16 protein-coding genes, 2 tRNA genes, 1 pseudogene and 1 riboswitch are annotated in these 17,469 nt (G+C 65.4%); of the genes and pseudogenes, 6 read left to right on the forward strand and 13 right to left on the reverse strand.

The features are described 5' to 3' along the window. Nucleotides 1–95: 95 nt before the first annotated feature. Nucleotides 96–186, forward strand: a riboswitch (glycine riboswitch). A gap of 156 nt (nucleotides 187–342) precedes the next feature. Genes gcvT through gcvP form a run of 3 tightly spaced genes read left to right on the forward strand, consistent with a single transcriptional unit; the run spans nucleotide 343 to nucleotide 4,674 of the window. After that, nucleotides 343–1,446 carry a glycine cleavage system aminomethyltransferase GcvT gene (gene gcvT / locus BMG03_RS06915; RefSeq protein WP_075776223.1) on the forward strand — a complete coding sequence of 368 codons (1,104 nt, stop codon included), beginning with the start codon at nucleotides 343–345 and terminating at the stop codon, nucleotides 1,444–1,446. A 22-nt stretch (nucleotides 1,447–1,468) separates the two neighbouring features. Then, a complete protein-coding gene (gcvH, locus tag BMG03_RS06920; RefSeq protein WP_075776138.1) occupies nucleotides 1,469–1,828 on the forward strand; it encodes a glycine cleavage system protein GcvH in 360 nt (119 codons plus the stop codon). Nucleotides 1,829–1,833: 5 nt separating this feature from the next. Then, nucleotides 1,834–4,674: an aminomethyl-transferring glycine dehydrogenase gene (gcvP, locus tag BMG03_RS06925; RefSeq protein ID WP_075776137.1), complete on the forward strand. Its 2,841-nt coding sequence runs from the start codon at nucleotides 1,834–1,836 to the stop codon at nucleotides 4,672–4,674. Between the two features lie 82 nt (nucleotides 4,675–4,756). Here gcvP and glpX read toward each other — a convergent pair whose 3' ends face one another. The 3 genes from glpX to BMG03_RS06940 all read right to left on the reverse strand — a co-directional run bounded on the left by glpX (nucleotide 4,757) and on the right by BMG03_RS06940 (nucleotide 7,597). Continuing rightward, on the reverse strand, nucleotides 4,757–5,722 hold the full coding sequence (gene glpX / locus BMG03_RS06930; protein ID WP_075776136.1) for a class II fructose-bisphosphatase: 966 nt from the start codon (nucleotides 5,720–5,722) through the stop codon (nucleotides 4,757–4,759). Nucleotides 5,723–5,991: 269 nt separating this feature from the next. Further along, entirely contained in the window at nucleotides 5,992–7,293 is a 1,302-nt protein-coding gene (locus tag BMG03_RS06935) for a homoserine dehydrogenase (RefSeq protein WP_075776135.1), read from the reverse strand. A gap of 100 nt (nucleotides 7,294–7,393) precedes the next feature. After that, nucleotides 7,394–7,597: a hypothetical protein gene (locus BMG03_RS06940; RefSeq protein ID WP_075776134.1), complete on the reverse strand. Its 204-nt coding sequence runs from the start codon at nucleotides 7,595–7,597 to the stop codon at nucleotides 7,394–7,396. A 114-nt stretch (nucleotides 7,598–7,711) separates the two neighbouring features. On the opposite strand from BMG03_RS06940, the gene BMG03_RS06945 reads away from it, so the two are divergent. After that, on the forward strand, nucleotides 7,712–8,299 hold the full coding sequence (locus tag BMG03_RS06945; protein ID WP_075776133.1) for a TetR/AcrR family transcriptional regulator: 588 nt from the start codon (nucleotides 7,712–7,714) through the stop codon (nucleotides 8,297–8,299). 60 nt (nucleotides 8,300–8,359) lie between these two features. On the opposite strand, the gene BMG03_RS06950 is transcribed toward BMG03_RS06945, so the two are convergent. Both BMG03_RS06950 and hisA read right to left on the reverse strand, forming a co-directional pair. Beyond that, nucleotides 8,360–8,797, reverse strand: a complete 438-nt coding sequence (locus BMG03_RS06950; RefSeq protein WP_075776132.1) for a hypothetical protein — start codon at nucleotides 8,795–8,797, stop codon at nucleotides 8,360–8,362. A 102-nt stretch (nucleotides 8,798–8,899) separates the two neighbouring features. Then, nucleotides 8,900–9,619 carry a 1-(5-phosphoribosyl)-5-[(5-phosphoribosylamino)methylideneamino]imidazole-4-carboxamide isomerase gene (gene hisA, locus BMG03_RS06955; RefSeq protein WP_075776131.1) on the reverse strand — a complete coding sequence of 240 codons (720 nt, stop codon included), beginning with the start codon at nucleotides 9,617–9,619 and terminating at the stop codon, nucleotides 8,900–8,902. Nucleotides 9,620–9,762: 143 nt separating this feature from the next. On the opposite strand from hisA, the gene BMG03_RS06960 reads away from it, so the two are divergent. Then, complete coding sequence (locus BMG03_RS06960; RefSeq protein ID WP_075776130.1) at nucleotides 9,763–10,149, forward strand: DUF2147 domain-containing protein; 387 nt, start codon at nucleotides 9,763–9,765, stop codon at nucleotides 10,147–10,149. A gap of 52 nt (nucleotides 10,150–10,201) precedes the next feature. On the opposite strand, the gene BMG03_RS06965 is transcribed toward BMG03_RS06960, so the two are convergent. The 6 genes from BMG03_RS06965 to purD form a co-directional block, all read right to left on the reverse strand. Next, entirely contained in the window at nucleotides 10,202–10,867 is a 666-nt protein-coding gene (locus tag BMG03_RS06965) for a Dph6-related ATP pyrophosphatase (protein ID WP_075776129.1), read from the reverse strand. Then, complete coding sequence (hisH, locus tag BMG03_RS06970; protein ID WP_075776128.1) at nucleotides 10,867–11,505, reverse strand: imidazole glycerol phosphate synthase subunit HisH; 639 nt, start codon at nucleotides 11,503–11,505, stop codon at nucleotides 10,867–10,869. Before hisH ends, BMG03_RS06965 begins: the two co-directional genes overlap by 1 nt. Further along, nucleotides 11,505–12,092: an imidazoleglycerol-phosphate dehydratase HisB gene (gene hisB, locus BMG03_RS06975; protein WP_075776127.1), complete on the reverse strand. Its 588-nt coding sequence runs from the start codon at nucleotides 12,090–12,092 to the stop codon at nucleotides 11,505–11,507. The genes hisH and hisB overlap by 1 nt, the downstream gene beginning before the upstream one ends. Nucleotides 12,093–12,220: 128 nt before the next feature. Continuing rightward, nucleotides 12,221–12,295: transfer RNA gene (locus BMG03_RS06980), tRNA-Gly, on the reverse strand. A 22-nt stretch (nucleotides 12,296–12,317) separates the two neighbouring features. Then, nucleotides 12,318–12,392 (reverse strand) — tRNA-Gly (locus BMG03_RS06985). A gap of 433 nt (nucleotides 12,393–12,825) precedes the next feature. Further along, nucleotides 12,826–14,091 carry a phosphoribosylamine--glycine ligase gene (gene purD / locus BMG03_RS06990; protein ID WP_075776126.1) on the reverse strand — a complete coding sequence of 422 codons (1,266 nt, stop codon included), beginning with the start codon at nucleotides 14,089–14,091 and terminating at the stop codon, nucleotides 12,826–12,828. A gap of 93 nt (nucleotides 14,092–14,184) precedes the next feature. Between purD and xseA the strand changes: the two are divergent. Next, nucleotides 14,185–15,764: pseudogene (gene xseA / locus BMG03_RS06995) on the forward strand (exodeoxyribonuclease VII large subunit). A gap of 3 nt (nucleotides 15,765–15,767) precedes the next feature. Here xseA and BMG03_RS07000 read toward each other — a convergent pair. Continuing rightward, nucleotides 15,768–16,175 (reverse strand): hypothetical protein, encoded by a 408-nt coding sequence (locus BMG03_RS07000; protein ID WP_075776124.1) that lies wholly within the window; start codon nucleotides 16,173–16,175, stop codon nucleotides 15,768–15,770. A gap of 56 nt (nucleotides 16,176–16,231) precedes the next feature. Further along, the gene (locus BMG03_RS07005; RefSeq protein WP_077701367.1) at nucleotides 16,232–17,452 is read right to left on the reverse strand and encodes an alkane 1-monooxygenase; all 1,221 of its coding nucleotides are present in this window, start codon (nucleotides 17,450–17,452) and stop codon (nucleotides 16,232–16,234) included. Nucleotides 17,453–17,469: the final 17 nt, after the last annotated feature.

Here is a 17,469-nt window from a genome sequence, read left to right on the forward strand (position 1 = left end):
GCAATTCGCGACCTCGTGAGGTCGTTTTCGGCGGCAAAGCGGCGGTTTTGGCGATTGGGGCTTGTCAGTCGCGCGGGGCCTCAGGTAATCGGAAGAAGTCGGATACGGGAGAATCCGGGGGTAACCTCGGTGCCGAAGGAGCAACCGCCCCGGTAAACTCTCAGGCAAAAGGACCGTGCCCGACGAAGGACTCTGGAGAGTGATGCTGCGTGCAATCGCGGCATCCGCCGAAGGGATAACGATCTCAGGCGTCTGCATCGCAGGCACGGACAGAGGGGGCATCGGGCGAGCCGGAGGGCTCATGAATCGATGCCGGATCATCCGGCTGAAGGGGAGGCCGCGATGAGCGAGTTGAAACGCACACCGCTATACGATCTGCATGTTGAGCTGGGCGCCAAGATGGTGCCTTTCGCGGGCTACGAGATGCCTGTGCAATACCCGCTGGGCGTGATGAAGGAACACCTGCACACCCGCGCCAAGGCCGGGCTGTTCGATGTCAGCCACATGGGGCAGGTGATCGTGCCGGGCGAAGGCGCTGCCGAGGCGTTCGAGGCGCTGGTGCCGGTCAGCCTGATGGGCCTGAAAGAGGGTCGCCAGCGCTATGCGATGTTCACCGATGAGAATGGCGGCATTCTCGATGACCTGATGGTGGCGAACCGAGGCGATCATCTCTTCGTCGTGGTGAACGCGGCCTGCAAGGAAGACGACATCGCGCATATGCGGGCGCATCTGGAATCGGTCGAGGAACTCGCCGACCGCGCGCTACTGGCGCTGCAAGGGCCTGCCGCCGAAGGCGTTCTTGAGGCTCTGGTGCCCGGCACCGCCAAGATGCGCTTCATGGACGTGGGCGTCTATCACTGGAACGGGACGGAGCTTTGGATCTCGCGCTCGGGCTATACCGGTGAAGACGGCTACGAGATTTCCGTGCCCGCGGACCGCGCGGTGGAATTTGCCCGCAAACTGCTCGCCGATGAGGCGGTCGAGCCGATCGGCCTGGGCGCGCGCGACAGCCTGCGACTGGAAGCTGGGCTTTGCCTCTACGGCCATGACATCGACACCACGACGACTCCGGTCGAGGGCAACATCGCCTGGGCGATCCAGAAGGTGCGACGCAAGGGTGGGGAGCGCGAAGGCGGCTTCCCTGGCGCGGATCGCATCCTGAGCGAACTGGAAAACGGCCCGAGCCGCCTCCGTATGGGGCTTCGCCCCGAGGGTCGCGCGCCGATGCGCGAAGGCGTGGAAATCTTCGCCGGACCCGAGGGCGGTCAGCCTATCGGGCGTGTGACCTCGGGCGGTTTCGGCCCCTCGATCGAGGCACCGATGGCGATGGCCTATCTGCCCGCAGACACGAAGGAAGGCGCCACCGTCTATGGCGAGGTGCGCGGCAAGCGTCTGCCCGCCAGGGTCGTGGCGATGCCTTTCCGCCCTGCAACCTACAAACGCTGAACAACCAACCGGGAGACATTCCATGAAATTCACCGAAGACCACGAGTGGCTCAAGACCGAAGGCGACGTCGTGATCGTGGGCATCACCGAGCACGCCTCCGAGCAGCTGGGCGATGTCGTATTCGTCGACCTGCCCGATGTGGGCGACACGGTCGAGAAGGGCGACGAGATCTGCGTGATCGAGTCGGTCAAGGCCGCCTCCGACATCCTCGCGCCGCTCGACGGCGAGATCGTCGCGATCAACGAGGATCTGGCCGAAAACCCGGCGCTCGTGAACGAAGACCCGCTGGGCAAGGCGTGGTTCTTCAAGATGAAACTCACCGACGCCTCCGCGCTCGACGGCTTTATGGACGAGGCCGCTTACAAAGACTTCATCGGGTAATATCCATGACCTTCACCCCCACGACTTACGACAGTTACGATTTCGCCAATCGCCGCCATATCGGCCCCTCACCGGCCGAGATGGAGGAGATGCTCAAGGCCGTGGGGGCGCCGGACCTCGACGCGCTGATCGCCGAGACGGTGCCGAAAAGCATCCGTCAGGCCGAGCCGCTGGGCTGGGCGCCGCTGACCGAGTACGGGCTGCTGCAGAAGATGGAAGGCGTCGCGAAGAAGAACCGCGTGATGACCAGCCTGATCGGGCAGGGCTATTATGGCACCGTCACGCCGCCCGCGATCCAGCGCAACATTCTGGAAAACCCGGCTTGGTACACGGCCTATACGCCCTATCAGCCCGAGATCGCGCAGGGGCGTCTCGAGGCGCTTCTGAACTTCCAGACGATGGTGTCGGACCTGACCGGGCTGCCGGTCGCCAATGCTTCGTTGCTCGATGAGGCGACGGCGGCGGCGGAAGCCATGGCGATGGCGCAGCGCGTGTCGAAATCGAAGGCCACTGCCTTCTTCGTCGATGAGAATTGCCACCCGCAGACCATCGGCGTGATCCGGACCCGCGCGGAGCCGCTGGGGATCGAGGTGATCGTGGGCGCGCCCGAAACGCTCGAAGCGGAGAAGGTCTTCGGCGCGATCTTCCAATATCCGGGCACCTATGGCCATGTCCGCGACTTCACCGCCGAATGCGAGGCGCTTCATGCCGCGAAGGCCGTCGCCGTGGTCGCGACCGATCTGCTCGCGCTGTGCCTGCTGAAAGAGCCGGGCGCGATGGGCGCCGATATAGCCGTAGGCTCCGCGCAGCGCTTCGGTGTGCCGATGGGCTATGGCGGCCCGCATGCGGCCTTCATGTCCTCCACCGACGCGATGAAACGCGCGATGCCCGGGCGGATCGTCGGCGTCTCCATCGACAGCCGAGGCAACCGCGCCTACCGCCTGAGCCTTCAGACCCGCGAGCAGCATATCCGCCGCGAGAAGGCGACCTCGAATGTCTGCACCGCGCAGGCGCTCCTCGCCGTGATGGCGAGCTTCTACGCCGTGTTCCACGGTCCCGTCGGTCTGCGCGCGATCTCCGAACGTGTGCACCTGCTGACGGTGCAACTGGCCGAGGCGCTGAAAGCCGCAGGCGCTGTGGTAGAGCCCTCGAATTTCTTCGACACGATCACCGTCGAGGTGGGCGTGGGCCAGCAGGGCATCCTCGCGGCCGCCCGCCATCGCGGGATCAACCTGCGCAAGGTGGGCCGCGATCGGGTCGGTATCTCGCTCGACGAGACCAGCGATCCGGGCGTCGTCGCCAAGGTGCTCGACGCCTTCGGGATCACCGACCCCGCGCCGAAGGCGACGCAGCCGGCGGTACCCGATGCGCTGCTGCGCGAGAGCGACTACCTCACCCATCCGGTCTTCCACATGAACCGCGCCGAATCCGAGATGATGCGCTACATGCGCAGGCTCTCGGATCGCGACCTCGCGCTCGACCGCGCAATGATCCCGCTGGGCTCGTGCACGATGAAGCTGAATGCAGCGGCAGAGATGATGCCGCTCACATGGCCGGAATTCGGCACGTTGCATCCGTTCGTGCCGCTCGATCAGGCGCAGGGCTATGCGGAGATGATCGACGATCTGACCGCGAAACTGTGCGAGATCACCGGCTATGATGCCTTCTCGATGCAGCCCAATTCGGGCGCACAGGGCGAATATGCAGGGCTTCTCACCATCGCCGCCTATCACCGCGCCAATGGCGACGATCAGCGCGATGTCTGCCTGATCCCGATGTCGGCGCATGGTACGAACCCGGCCTCGGCGCATATGGCGGGGATGAAGGTCGTCGTCGTGAAATCGGCGCCCAACGGCGACGTCGATCTCGAAGACTTCGAAGCGAAGGCTGCAGAGGCGGGCGACAAGCTCGCGGCCTGCATGATCACCTATCCCTCGACCCATGGCGTGTTCGAGGAGACGGTAAAGCGCATCTGCGACATCACGCACGAATATGGCGGTCAGGTCTATCTCGATGGCGCGAACCTCAACGCGCTGGTGGGGCTGGTGAAACCGGGCGAGATCGGCTCCGATGTGAGCCACCTCAACCTGCACAAGACCTTCGCGATCCCGCATGGCGGTGGTGGCCCGGGCATGGGGCCGATCGGGGTGAAATCGCACCTCGCACCCTACCTGCCCGGCCACCCCGAGACCGGCGGCGAAGAGGGACCGGTGAGTGCCGCGCCCTATGGCTCCGCCTCGATCCTGCTGATCTCCTGGGCCTATATCCTGATGATGGGCGGGCCGGGCCTGACGCAGGCGACCCGCGTGGCGATCCTCGCTGCCAATTACATCGCTGCGAAGCTGAAAGAGGGTTACCCGATCCTCTTCATGGGCAATCGCGGACGTGTCGCGCATGAATGCATCATCGACACGCGGCCCTTCGCGGAAGTGGGCGTGACGGTGGACGACATCGCCAAGCGCCTGATGGATAACGGCTTCCACGCCCCCACGATGAGCTGGCCGGTCGCTGGCACGCTGATGGTGGAGCCTACCGAATCCGAGACCAAGGCCGAGATCGACCGCTTCATCACCGCGATGCTCTCGATCCGTGACGAGATCCGCGACATCGAGGCGGGCGAGATCACCCCCGAGGACAGTCCGCTGCGCCACGCGCCGCACACGGTCGAAGACCTCGTGGCCGATTGGGACCGGAAATACACCCGCGAGCAGGGGTGCTTCCCGGCAGGCGCCTTCCGCGTCGACAAATACTGGCCGCCCGTGGGCCGGGTCGACAACGTCTTCGGCGACCGCAACCTGATCTGCACCTGCCCGCCGGTCGAGAGCTACGCCGACGCGGCAGAGTAACCGCCAGCCAAAATGACGAAAGGCCGGAGCACCGCGCTCCGGCCTTTCTCTTCTTCTCGATAAAAATATCCAGACGCGCCGGTTACTTCACAGGGTTGCGGTAGATCACGCGGCGCAGCGAGCCGGTCTTCGACCGCATCAGCATCGTCTCGGATTCGATATAGGTCGGCTCGCGCTTCACGCCCTTCACGATGGACCCGTCGGTCACGCCGGTCGCGGCGAAGATCACGTCCGAGCGCACCATGTCGTCGCGCGCATAGACCTTGTCGAGGTCGGTGATGCCCGCCTTCTTCGCGCGGCCCCGCTCGTCGTCGTTGCGGAACAACAGCTTGCCCCACATCTGGCCGCCCATGCATTTCAGCGCCGAGGCTGCCAACACGCCCTCGGGCGCGCCGCCCGAACCCATATACATGTCGATGCCAGTGAAATCGGGCTCGGCGCAGTGAATGACACCCGCCACGTCGCCATCGGTGATGAGGCGGATCTTCGCGCCGGTCTCGCGAACCTCGGCGATCATGTCTTCATGGCGCGGACGGTCGAGGATGCAGACCGCAATGTCCTTGGTTTCGACGCCTTGCGCCTTGGCCAGTGCTTGAACGCGCTCGGTCGGGGTCATATCGAGCGAGACCACGTCCTTCTCGTAGCCCGGGCCGATCGCGAGCTTGTCCATGTAGACGTCGGGCGCGTGCAGCATCGTGCCGCGCGGCGCCATCGCGATCACGGTGAGCGCGTTGGGCATGTCCTTCGCAGTCAGCGTCGTGCCTTCCAGCGGGTCGAGCGCGATATCCACCTCGGGGCCGACGCCCTGGCCGACTTCCTCCCCGATATAGAGCATCGGCGCCTCGTCGCGCTCGCCTTCCCCGATGACCACGGTGCCCCGGATTTCCAGCTTGTTGAGCTGATCGCGCATCGCGTTCACCGCGGCCTGATCGGCGGCCTTCTCGTCGCCGCGACCGATCAGGTCGGCTGATGCATGAGCCGCCGCTTCCGACACGCGGGCGAGGCCCAGCGAAAGCATGCGGTCGTTGAAATCAATCGGAGGGGTCATTTAGGTCTTCCTGTCTGCCTGGGCGTTACGGGCTGCGGACAGGTAAAGCCTGTGGGAGACCGAAGGGCAACCCCGGGAGCGCTAACATGCGGGGCGAGCCCCTGTCGCGGCGAAAAATGGCGCGCAAGCCGGGGTCTTATGCCGTTTGCGGTGTGAAAAGATACGGCGATGTAACCGGCGTGACAGGATAGGGCGCGCCTTATGGTGCCGCCCGGCGTCAGATCAGCAGGAATGCGGTGCGCGGCGGAATGGCTCTCGCCGCGCGATGCTCAGACTTCTTCGATGCGGATTGCGACCGGCTCGCCCTCGACGACGCGGGTCGCGGGCAGCGCGTTGATCGCCGCGTCGATCGCGTCGCGCGTCGTCTTGTGGGTGACAATCAGCACCGGAGCCGAGGTGTCAGCATGGCCGTATTGGCGCATCCGGCTGATCGAGACGCCCGCCTCGCCCAGAACGGTCGCGACTTTCGCCAGCGCGCCGGGTTTGTCCGACAGCTGCAGGCGCAGGTAATAGGGTGCCGCAATCGCGGTCACGGCGGGGGTGGGGGCCTCGAGCTTGTCGGCGGGCTGGCCGAAGACCGGCAGCCGCAACCCGCGCGCGAGGTCCATCACGTCGGCCATAACGGCGCTCGCGGTGGGGCCTTCGCCCGCGCCTGCGCCACGCAGCACGATCTGACCGACCGAGTCGCCTTCCAGCACGGTCATGTTGGTGCCGCCGGTCAGCTGTCCTAGTGGCGAGGTGGCGGGCACGAGGCACGGCGTCATGCGCTGCTCCAGCCCGCGGCCGGTCATCTGCGCGACGCCCAGCAGCTTGATCTTGTAGCCCATATCGCCCGCGCGGCGGATATCGTCGATCGAGATGCGCCCGATCCCTTCCAGCGTCACGTCGTCGAAGGCGACCTGCGTGCCAAAGGCGATGGCGGCGAGGATGGCAAGCTTGTGGCCCGCGTCGATGCCGCCCACATCGAGGTTCGGATCGGCCTCGAGATAGCCAAGCGCGCGCGCCTCCTCGAACACCGTGTCATAAGGCAGGCCAGCATCTTCCATCCGTGTCAGGATGTAGTTGCAGGTGCCGTTCATCACGCCCATCACGCGGCGGATGCCGTTGCCCGCAAGCCCTTCGGTCAGCGTCTTGATGACCGGGATGCCGCCTGCGACGGCGGCCTCGTAGCGGATCGTGCGGCCGAGGCTTTCGGCGAGTTCCGCCAGCGCCTGACCGTGATGCGCGAGCAGCGCCTTGTTCGCGGTGACCACGTCCTTGCCCGCTTTCAGCGCGGCTTCGGTGGCGTCCTTCGCGGGGCCTTCATGGCCGCCCATCAGTTCGACAAAGACGTCAATATCGTCGCGCTGCGCGAGCGTCACCGCATCGTCTTCCCATGCATAGCTCGACAGGTCCGCATCGCGGTTCTTGGTGCGGTCGCGCGCCGAGACGGCGGTGATTTCGATCAGGCGGCCCGCGCGGGCTTCCAGCAGATCGGCATGGCGCTGCACGATCTTCACCACACCGATGCCCACGGTGCCGAGACCCGCGATGCCAAGACGCAAGGGTGCGGTATCGGAGACGGCGGACATAGGGACCTCATGAGCGAAACTTGGTGGTTTGCGCCCTGTTAGCGGGAAAGCGCAGGCAGGGCAACGCGGCGTGCGGCTTCAACCGCGCCGTGGCGAGATTTTATTGGTTGCGCATCGTGTCTGCGCGGGCGCGCAACGCATCGGCGCGCGCCTCCAGCTCGGGGGCCGGATCGGGGGTGAGAGGTTGATCGGTCAGGATCTCGTCCATCGGCAGCAGCGCCGGATAGCCCTCCGTCGACCGCTTCGAACAGGCGGTCAGCGAGGCCAGCAGGGCAAACAGGGCAATCAGGGCAGGGGCGCGCATGGTCTCTCCTCTCGGGACGCTGCCAAACTATTGCGCGCGCGGCCCCAGTGCCAGTGCCGATTGGGTCGCAAATCGGGTTTGATATTGAACGCTTGTTCAGTTAGCGTCGGTATCATGGCACGCAAGACAGGCTCCCATTCAGAGATTACCGGCCCGAAGATCCGCGCCGAGGCGCAAAGGCTCTTTGCGCGGTACGGCTTTGCCGCCGTTTCGATGCGCCAGATCGCGGGCGCGGTGGGGGTGCAGGCGGGGGCTCTCTACCTCTATACGTCCGACAAGGAAGCGCTGCTTTTCGATCTGCTCAAGACCCATATGGACGAGCTGATCGCCGCATGGCGCGCCGAGCCTGCCGGGGGCGACGCCCATGCGCGGCTGGAGCGTTTCGTGCGCTTCCACATCCGCTTCAACCTCGAGCGGGCCGAGGCTGTGTTCCTCAGCTACATGGAACTGCGCAACCTGAGCCCGGAGAATTTCGCGGTGATCGAGGGGCTGCGCAAGACCTACGAGACCGAGCTGGAAGAGATCCTGAAGGCGGGACAGGACGAAGGCGTTTTCCTGATCCCCGACACGAAACTCGCGACGATGGCGATCATCGCGATGCTGACCGGCGTGAATACATGGTTCCGCGAAGGCGGACGCCTGAGCCGCGCCATGGTCGCCGATATCTACTGGGATATGGTGCGCAAATCCGTGGGCGCCTGAGCCATGTGAAAGGGCGGCCGAAGCCGCCCTGTCTTTATGCGATCGATTGCCCGATTTGACTCAGCCGGGCGACAGCGGAGCCTTCGGAGGATCGAATTTCAGGCTGTGAATACCGCCGAAGCCTTCCCAACCGCCGTTGAAGAACAGATCGCCGCCAACGGTCCAATGTTTGCCCATCAGCCCGCCCGTGCCGAACCAGCCACGGCTGCCATAGCCCATGCCCAGCTCGGCCATCGCGTCGTCCTGACCGGCGACACCCGCGAACTTGATCTTGCCCTGCACGGGCCCCGGGCCCATGCCGAGATGCAGCGAAAGTTTCGCCCCGTGGATGTCGCCATCCGGATCGAGGTCGTAATTCATCGCGCCGAACACCCCTTCGAGGCCGCTCGCGCCTGGGCCGAAGGTCCAGTTCAGACCCACAAACCCCTTTGTATCATTCGCCACCGCGGCGCTTGCGAGGCAAGCAGTCACCGCGGCAATCGTCATCATGCGTTTCATGGCACACTCCACACTTGGTGTTAACGCTGGCTCCAGCCTCACGCGGAAAATCACAGCACGCAATGATTTGTGTCACTTTTGCGGGATTTCCTCTGCGCTGCGTCAGGCGCGCAACGCAGCCAGCGCCTCGGTCAGATCGAGTGCCCCGTCATAGATCGCGCGCCCCGAGATCGCGCCCGCGATCACGCCGGTGTCGCGCAGTGCGATCAGGTCGGGCAGGGAGGAGACCCCACCGCTCGCGATCACCGGGATCTCGACCGCGCGCGCCAGCGCCTCGGTCGCGGCGATGTTCGGTCCACCCATAGCGCCATCGCGCATGATGTCGGTGTAGATGATTGCGGCGACGCCCGCGTCCTCAAACGATTTCGCCAGATCGGTGACCATCACATCGGTCTCTTCCGCCCAGCCCTTGGTCGCCACCTTGCCGTTGCGCGCGTCGATTCCGACGGCCACCTGGCCGGGGAAGGCTTTCGCCGCCTCGCGCACCAGATCGGGGTTCTCGACTGCGACGGTGCCGAGGATCACCCGCGCAAGCCCTTTATCCAGCCAGCGCTCGATCGTCGCCATGTCGCGGATACCGCCGCCCAGCTGTGCGGGCACCTTGATGCGCGACAGGATCGCCTCGACGGCGGCGGCGTTCACCGGCTCGCCCGCGAAGGCGCCGTTGAGGTCCACCAGATGCACCCATTCGCAGCCCGCCGCCTCGAATTTGGCCGCCTGCGCCGCGGGGTCGTCGCCGAAGACCGTGGCCTTGTCCATCTCGCCATGCAGCAAGCGCACGCATTGGCCATCCTTGAGGTCGATCGCGGGGTAGAGGATCATCGGGGCTCTCCTGATTTGTCGCGTCGCCTCTTGCCACGGGTTCGCGGATTTTCCAAGCCTGACGCGGACGTCACGTCAGTCTTGCCGGGAATCGGTCTTGCATGGCCTGATGCGGCCAGCAGGCAAAAGGGAGGAGATTTGCCATGAAGACATTGATGATCGCCGCGGTGACTTTGGCATTGGGCGCAGGTGCGGCGCTGGCCGACCCGATCGAGGGCACCTGGAAGACGCAGCCCGATGACGGCGCCTATGCCTATGTGGACATCGCGCCCTGCGGTGCGAAATTCTGCGGGACCATCGTGCGCACCTTCAAGGGCGGCAGCGAGTACAAGTCGGAGAATCTCGGCAAGCAACTCGTGATCGGAATGGAGCCCCAGGGCGACAACAAGTACAAGGGCAAGGTCTGGCGTCCGTCGAACAACAAGATCTACCTCGGCAAGATTACCGTTCAGGGCAACGCGATGGCGCTGGCGGGTTGTGTGGCCGGCGGCCTCTTCTGCAAATCGCAGGACTGGCAGCGCGTGAAGTGACTTTTCTCCCCGGCCTTGCGCGGATGCGGCGGGCCGGGATTTCTCGCCGGAGTTACTCCGGGATCAGATCGGCATAGGCGAAGCCGTCGCGCATAACGGTTTCGCCCACCCGCACCGGGATCGGCGCGTCGAAGATCGGACCCGCGCTGACGGCGGTGTGAAACTCGCCATTCTCGCCGCAGGGATCGACGCCTTCGGGCAGATCGGCCAGCAGGCTTTCATCGAAACGCCGCCCCGCGAAGCTGGGGTCGAGCTTGCTCGGGTCCACCGTCACCAGATGCGTGACGAACCCCGCCGCGATCATCTCACGCGCCAGCTGGTCCGTAGGCCGCTGCCAGAGCGGAAACAGCGCCTCGACGCCGAGCGGCTTCAGCTTCTCGATCCGGTAATCGCGCACGTCTTCGAGGAAAAGATCGCCGAAGACCATCGTCTCGACGCCTAGCGCCTTCACCTGATCCATGGCAGAGGCCATCCGCGCCTCGTAATCCTCGTTCGAGCAGGGCCAGGGCAGCGGCACCTCGATCAGCGGCAGGCCCGTGGCCTTCGCCTGACGGCGCAGCAACTCATTGCGGGTGCCGTGCATCGCGACCCGGTCGAAAGCCTCGTTGGTCGTGGACAGCAGCGCCACGACATCCGCGTGGCCTTCGGTCCGGCAAGCATGCAGCGCCATCGCGCAATCCTTGCCCGACGACCACGACAGAACCGCCTTGGGGGCCATCAGGGCTTCCAGCCGAGGAAATTCGCAATCAGCCGCAACCCGGTCGCCTGCGACTTCTCGGGGTGGAATTGGGTGCCCACGATATTGTCACGGCCCACGATCGCGGTGATCTCCGCACCATATTCGGCATAGGCCAGACGGTGCTCAGGCTCGGCTACGTTGAAGTGGTAGCTATGCACGAAATAGGCGTGATCGCCGGTGTTGATGCCGCTCAGAACCGGGTGATTGTAGCCGACCACCAGATCGTTCCAGCCCATATGCGGGACTTTCATCGACGGATCGGAGGGTTCGATCTTCACCACTTCGCCGGGGATCCAGCCGAAGCCCTCGGTCTCGCGGAATTCCAACCCGCGCGTCGCGAGCATCTGCATGCCGATGCAGATCCCGAGGAAGGGGCGGCCCTTCACGGTCACCGCCTCCTCGATCGCCTGCGCCAGCCCCTCGAAGCGATAGAGCGCCGCGCTGCAGGACGGAAACGCCCCGTCGCCCGGCAGCACGATCCGGTCGGCGCGCGCGACGACGTCGGGCTCCGAGGTCACGACGATCGTGCCGTGACCCGTCTCGTTCGCCATGCGCTGAAACGCCTTCTCTGCCGAGTGAAGGTTGCCCGAATCGTAATCGACCAGTGCCGTGAGCATCAAAGCGCCCCTTTGGTCGAGGGCAGCACGCCGCCCATGCGCGGATCGGGCTCGACCGCCATGCGCAGGGCGCGGGCGACCGATTTGAACGCGGCTTCGGCGATGTGGTGGCTGTTGAAGCCATGCACGCGGTCGATATGCAGCGTGATCCCGCCATGGGTGGCGAGGGCTTGGAAGAATTCTCGCACCAGTTCGGTGTCGAACGTGCCGATCTTCGGGGAGGGCATGTTGCAATTCCACACGAAGAACGGCCGCGCGGACAGATCCAGCGCGCAGGAGACCTGCGTGTCGTCCATCGCCAGTGCGAAATGGCCGTAGCGGCGGATGCCGCGCTTGTCGCCAAGCGCCTGCACCAAGGCCTGACCCAGCGCGATCCCGGTATCCTCGACCGTGTGGTGATCGTCGATATGCAGGTCGCCCTTCGCCCGCACGGTCATGTCGATCAGCGAATGCCGTGCGAGCTGATCGAGCATGTGGTCGAAAAAGCCCACGCCCGTTTTGTTGTCATACTGACCGGTGCCATCGAGATCGATCTCGACGCTGATCTCGGTCTCGGCGGTGTTGCGGCTGATCGTGGCCTTGCGCATTGGGCGCCTCCTTGAAACTCATCGCCTTATAGGCCGGGGCAGGGGGCGCGCTCAAGCAGGCTGCTGTCGATTGCAGGATCGGTGCGGCGGAAAAACAAAAGCCTCCCCGAAGGGAGGCTTTTTTGTATTGGAGCGGGCGAGGCGATTCGAACGCCCGACCCTAACCTTGGCAAGGTTATGCTCTACCCCTGAGCTACGCCCGCATCCTTGGGTATTTGACCGAACTGGAGCGGGCGAGGCGATTCGAACGCCCGACCCTAACCTTGGCAAGGTTATGCTCTACCCCTGAGCTACGCCCGCGCCGGTTCGGTGGAGGCGGATTTAGGGGATAGCGGCGTAGGCTGCAAGAGGAAATTTTGCGCGAAGGGGAAAATTTCTGCCTGACGTTTCGGCAGGCGGCACCGAGGTGCGTTGGAAGCGCCTCGCGAGGTAAGAGGACCGCAAGCCGGCGGGCTCAGGATGCGCCAAGCGAGGGGGCTCTGCCCGCGCTGGCTGCGCCAGCCCCCCGGGATATTTGACCAAGCCGAAAACGAAAAATGCCCGACTTGATCCGCAGAAGGGCGGGCGAGCCGGGCACTTTCGTCTTGGGCGGTCATCGGCGTCCCCGCCTGTTCCGCGATTCTTTGTTAACGCAGCTGTCGTTAAGACTTCGTTGCGCGCCTTCGGCTTGGTGGAAATATCCCGGGGGGCGCGCGGAACGCGAGCGGGGGCAGAGCCCCCTCCATGCATCAGGTCAGTTCAGCGCCCGCCAGCCGATATCGCGGCGGCAGAAGCCTTCGGGCCAGTCGATCGCATCGACCATCGCGTAGGCGCGGTCGCGCGCTTCCTGCAGGCTCGCGCCGCGGGCTGTCACGTTGAGAACCCGGCCGCCGCTCGCGACGATCTTGCCGTCTTTCTCGGAGGTGCCAGCGTGGAAGACCATGTGCGAGCCGTCCTCGGGCAGCGCGTCGAGGCCGCCGATCACCGAGCCTTTCTCATAGGCGCCGGGATAGCCCTGTGCCGCCATAACCACCGTCATCGCATGATCGGGCGCCCATTGCGCCTGCACTTCGTTCAGCCGCCCTTCCGCGCAGGCCAGCAGCAGGTCGAGCGCCTGTGCGCCGAGCCGCAGCATCAGCACCTGACATTCGGGATCGCCGAAGCGTACGTTGTATTCTACGAGACGCGGCTGGCCGTTCTCGATCATCAGACCGGCATAAAGGACGCCCTGAAAAGGGGTGCCGCGCTTGGCCATCTCGGCGACGGTGGGGCGGACGATCTCGTCCATCGCCTTGGCCTCGATCTCGGGGCTCAGGATCGGGGCGGGGGAATAGGCGCCCATACCGCCGGTATTCGGGCCGGTATCGCCTTCGCCGACACGTTTGTGATCCTGCGCGCCGCCCACGGCCAGCACGTTCTCGCCGTCACAAAGCACGAAGAGAGAGGCTTCCTCGCCCTCCATGAATTCCTCGATCACGACTTCCGCGCCCGCGCTTCCGAAGGCGCCGCCGAAAATCTCGTCGATGCCGTTGAAGGCCTCATCGAGCGTCATCGCGACGATTACGCCCTTGCCAGCGGCAAGGCCGTCTGCCTTGACCACGATAGGCGCACCCTGTTCCCGGACATAGCCCTTCGCGCCTTCCGCGCTGGTGAAGCGGGCATAGGCTGCGGTGGGCGCGTTGCAGGCGTCGCAAATCTCTTTGGTGAACGCTTTCGAGGCTTCCAGCTTCGCGGCCTCCGCCGAGGGGCCGAAGGTCAGGATGCCCTGATCGCGCAGCGCATCGGCCACACCCGCGGCGAGCGGCGCTTCCGGCCCGATCACCACGAAATCGATCGCATTCGCTTCGCAAAGTTCGAGCACCGCCGCCGCATCGCTCGGGTCGATCGCCGCGCAATCGGCGATCTGCGCGATCCCGGCATTGCCCGGGGCCACGATCAGCCGGTCGCATTTCGGATTTTGCTTGATCGCCCAAGCAAGTGCATGTTCGCGCCCGCCGCCGCCCAGAACCAGAATGTTCATCGCTCGCCCCCTTGGCCTTCGCTTTGCTGCCTTCTAAGCTGCGCGAAACCCCGAGGCAAGGCGCCCCGGACCAACGCGAAACAAGGCGGGCAGATGGACCTTCTCGACGACGAAAACGGCTCGAACGCGCATGACTACACGGTCTCCGAGATCTCGGGGCGGTGAAGCGGGTGATCGAGGGGGAATTCGGCCGCGTCCGGGTGCGCGGCGAAGTAGGCCGTGTCTCGACGCCGCGCTCGGGCCATATGTATTTCGACCTAAAGGACGACCGCTCGGTGATCGCTGCCGTCAGTTGGAAGGGGCAGGTGGCGAAAATGCAGGTCCGCCCAGAGGAGGGCATGGAGGTCATCGCCACGGGCCGGATGACGACCTTCGCGGGCCAATCCAAATACCAGTTGATCGTCGACAATGTCGAGCCGGCGGGCGCAGGCGCGCTGATGGCGATGCTGGAGGCGCGGCGCAAGGCGCTGGCCGCCGAGGGGCTGTTCGATGCGGGCCGCAAGAAGCCGATCCCGTGGCTGCCGCGGGTGATCGGGGTGGTGACCTCGCCCTCGGGGGCGGTGATCCGCGACATCCTGCACCGCCTCGCTGACCGCTTCCCGCGCCATGTGCTGATCTGGCCGGTGGCGGTTCAGGGGCAGGCTTGCGCTCCGGAAGTGGCACGCGCGGTGCGGGGCTTCAACGCGCTGGCGCCGGGCGGGAAAATCCCGCGCCCCGATCTGATCATCGTCGCGCGCGGCGGCGGCTCGATCGAAGACCTCTGGGGCTTCAACGAAGAGGCCGTGGTCCGCGCCGTGGCCGAAAGCGACATCCCGGTGATTTCGGCGGTGGGCCACGAGACCGATACGACGCTTGTGGATCACGCCGCCGACCGGCGCGCGCCCACGCCCACCGCCGCAGCTGAGATGGCGGTGCCGGTGCGCGCCGAACTGGCCGCCTGGCTGTCGGAGGCGCAGACGCGGATGATGCGGGGGGCGCGTGGGCGGCTCGATCAGCGGGGCCAGCGACTGCGCGATCTGGCCCGTGGTCTGGGCCGTCCCGAGGCGCTGACGCAACCGGCGAGGCAAAGCTTCGATCTCTGGGCCGAGCGGCTGGGGCCTGCGCTGCGCACGCTGGTTCTGCGCAAGAATACCCGTTTCGCGCCGCTGGCTGCGCAAATCTCGCCGAACCTGCTTCGGCGCTTCATCCGGGATCGGTCGCGGGAGATCGACGGACTGTCGGCGCGGCTCGCTCCGGCACCTGCGGCGCGGATGCGGCGCGCCAAGCAAGATCACACGCAGCTTGCGCGGCGGTTGGATGCGGCGCGGGTGCGGATGATCGGCGATGCGCAAAGGCGCAACCGCGAAGGGGCGGAGCGGCTGACGGGACTGGAAACCCGGCTGGAGCGCTGCCTGCCCGTACGGATCGAAGCGCAGCGCGAACGGCTCGAGCGGCTCGACCGGATGCGCCAGACGCTGGGCTATCGAGAGACGCTCAAGCGTGGTTATGCGGTGGTGCGCGGGCCCGACGGCGTGGTGACGTCGCAGGTGGTGGCGGAGAAACAGTCCGGTCTCGAGATCGAGTTCGCCGATGGCAAGCTCGCGGTCATTCCGGGCGGTGGCGGCAGTGCGACGCCGCCGAAGCCGAAGAAGAAAAAGCCCGATCCGGGACCGTCTCAGGGTAGCCTGTTCTGAAACCTATACGCCGACGTCCGGCCCCTGACAGATCAGCGGGTCGTGGCTTTCCGACAGGCTCACCAGTGGTTCCTGCGAGGGATCGCCCTTGAACTGCGCGACCAGCCCCTTCGCCGTGTCATAGAAGGTCCAGCATTGCAGCGGCGCGTATTCGCCGTAATCGAAGCAGATATACTGCCCGTCCTGATACCAGTCACCTTCCTTGCATTCGCTTTCGGTGAAGGCCCAGATCACCTTGTGGCCGGGCTTGTATTGCTCGGACCCGTAGGGCTGGCCGAAGACCGAATAGGTGATGGTGCGCCCGACGGTGCGCTGATCGAACTGCTCTGCATTGAGAGGCGGACCGAGCGGGTCGGCCGCAGCTGACAGGTTCGGCGCGAGGGCCAGCATCAGGATCAGTATCGGCCGCATCGAGGGAGGCTCCGGCTGTTGCATTGATCCAACCTGCCAGATCGCGGCCCGCTTGCCTAGCGCGCGCTCGCCCCTTCGGCGCCGCGTGGCTCGTCCTGCTGCAGCGCCTTCACGCGCTTGTCCATGACGCGGCGCCAGAGCGGCGGGAACAGCGCCAGCGCCGCCATCGCGGGTAGGCTGCGCGGCAGGACGGGCCGTTGCGGCTCGGTCAGATCGCCAAGCCGAAGGGCGGGATATTCCCGCGCCGGATGCGCATGGTGATCCGAGTGGCGCGGCGCGTTGAGCATCCACAGCGAGGTGATCGGCGCGGGCGCGTCCCAGCTGTGATGCGCATCGACCGGATCGAAGCTGCCATCGCCCCGCCGCCGCCGCGACAACCCGTAATGCTGGACGTAATCGGCGAGCAGGATCTGCAGCTGCGCATAGGCGCAGAGCAGGATATAGGCCACCACGCCCTCGGCCCCGAAGAGCAGTCCGAACAGCACCGCGAACCACAGCCCGCCCAGCAGATAGGACGGGTAGGGGCCGAGCCGCGCGATCCTCGCCTTGATCTGCGCGCTCAGCGGTGCTTTCGGATCGATCGCGGGCAGGCGGGCGAAGCGGTTGCGCTCCATCTCGTAGCCGCCGACGAAGCTGCCGATCCAGGCCCGGGGCGCAAAGGACCAGAAGCCCTCGCCAAGCTGTGCCGAGTTCGGATCGTCCGGCGTAGCGACGAAACGGTGATGGACCAGCCGATGCGCCGAGGTGTGATGGCCGAAGAGCAGCGAGATATAGACCCATTTGCCCAGCAGAAACAGCCGTTTGTCCGGCCGGTGGATCAGCTCGTGCGCGTTGGAATTCGACACCTGTCCGAAGAACAGCCCGAAGGCCAGCCAGACCGCGATCCAGCTCGGGCCCTCCAGCATCGAATGCCCTGACATCGCCGCCACGCCGAGCACGAGCAGCACGAAATGCACCACCGCCAGCGTCGTCGACAGCGCATCGGCCGCCGGGAATTCCGAGCCTTCCGGCGCATCTGGAGAGGGATGCTTCAGTGCCTCGTCGAGGAGGAACATGCACAGCGCGATCCAGACCAGCGCCGCCCAGGCCGCGAGCCCGCCGAAGACGCCCGCCACCAGCAAAAGCGGCACCGGCAGAAGCGTCACGACCGCGAAGCTGTCGACGCCCGGGATCTCGCGCGAGAGCCGCAGCAGATTTGCAAACGCACCGCGAAGGCGGCGCTTGCGCGTCGGGTCATTGCCTTGGGTCACGTGCTGCGGGTCCGGTTCGCTCGACATGGAAAGTTCCATCGTTT

Origin of the sequence: Thioclava nitratireducens (genome assembly GCF_001940525.2) — a bacterium.
Classification (GTDB): Bacteria; Pseudomonadota; Alphaproteobacteria; order Rhodobacterales; family Rhodobacteraceae; genus Thioclava; species Thioclava nitratireducens.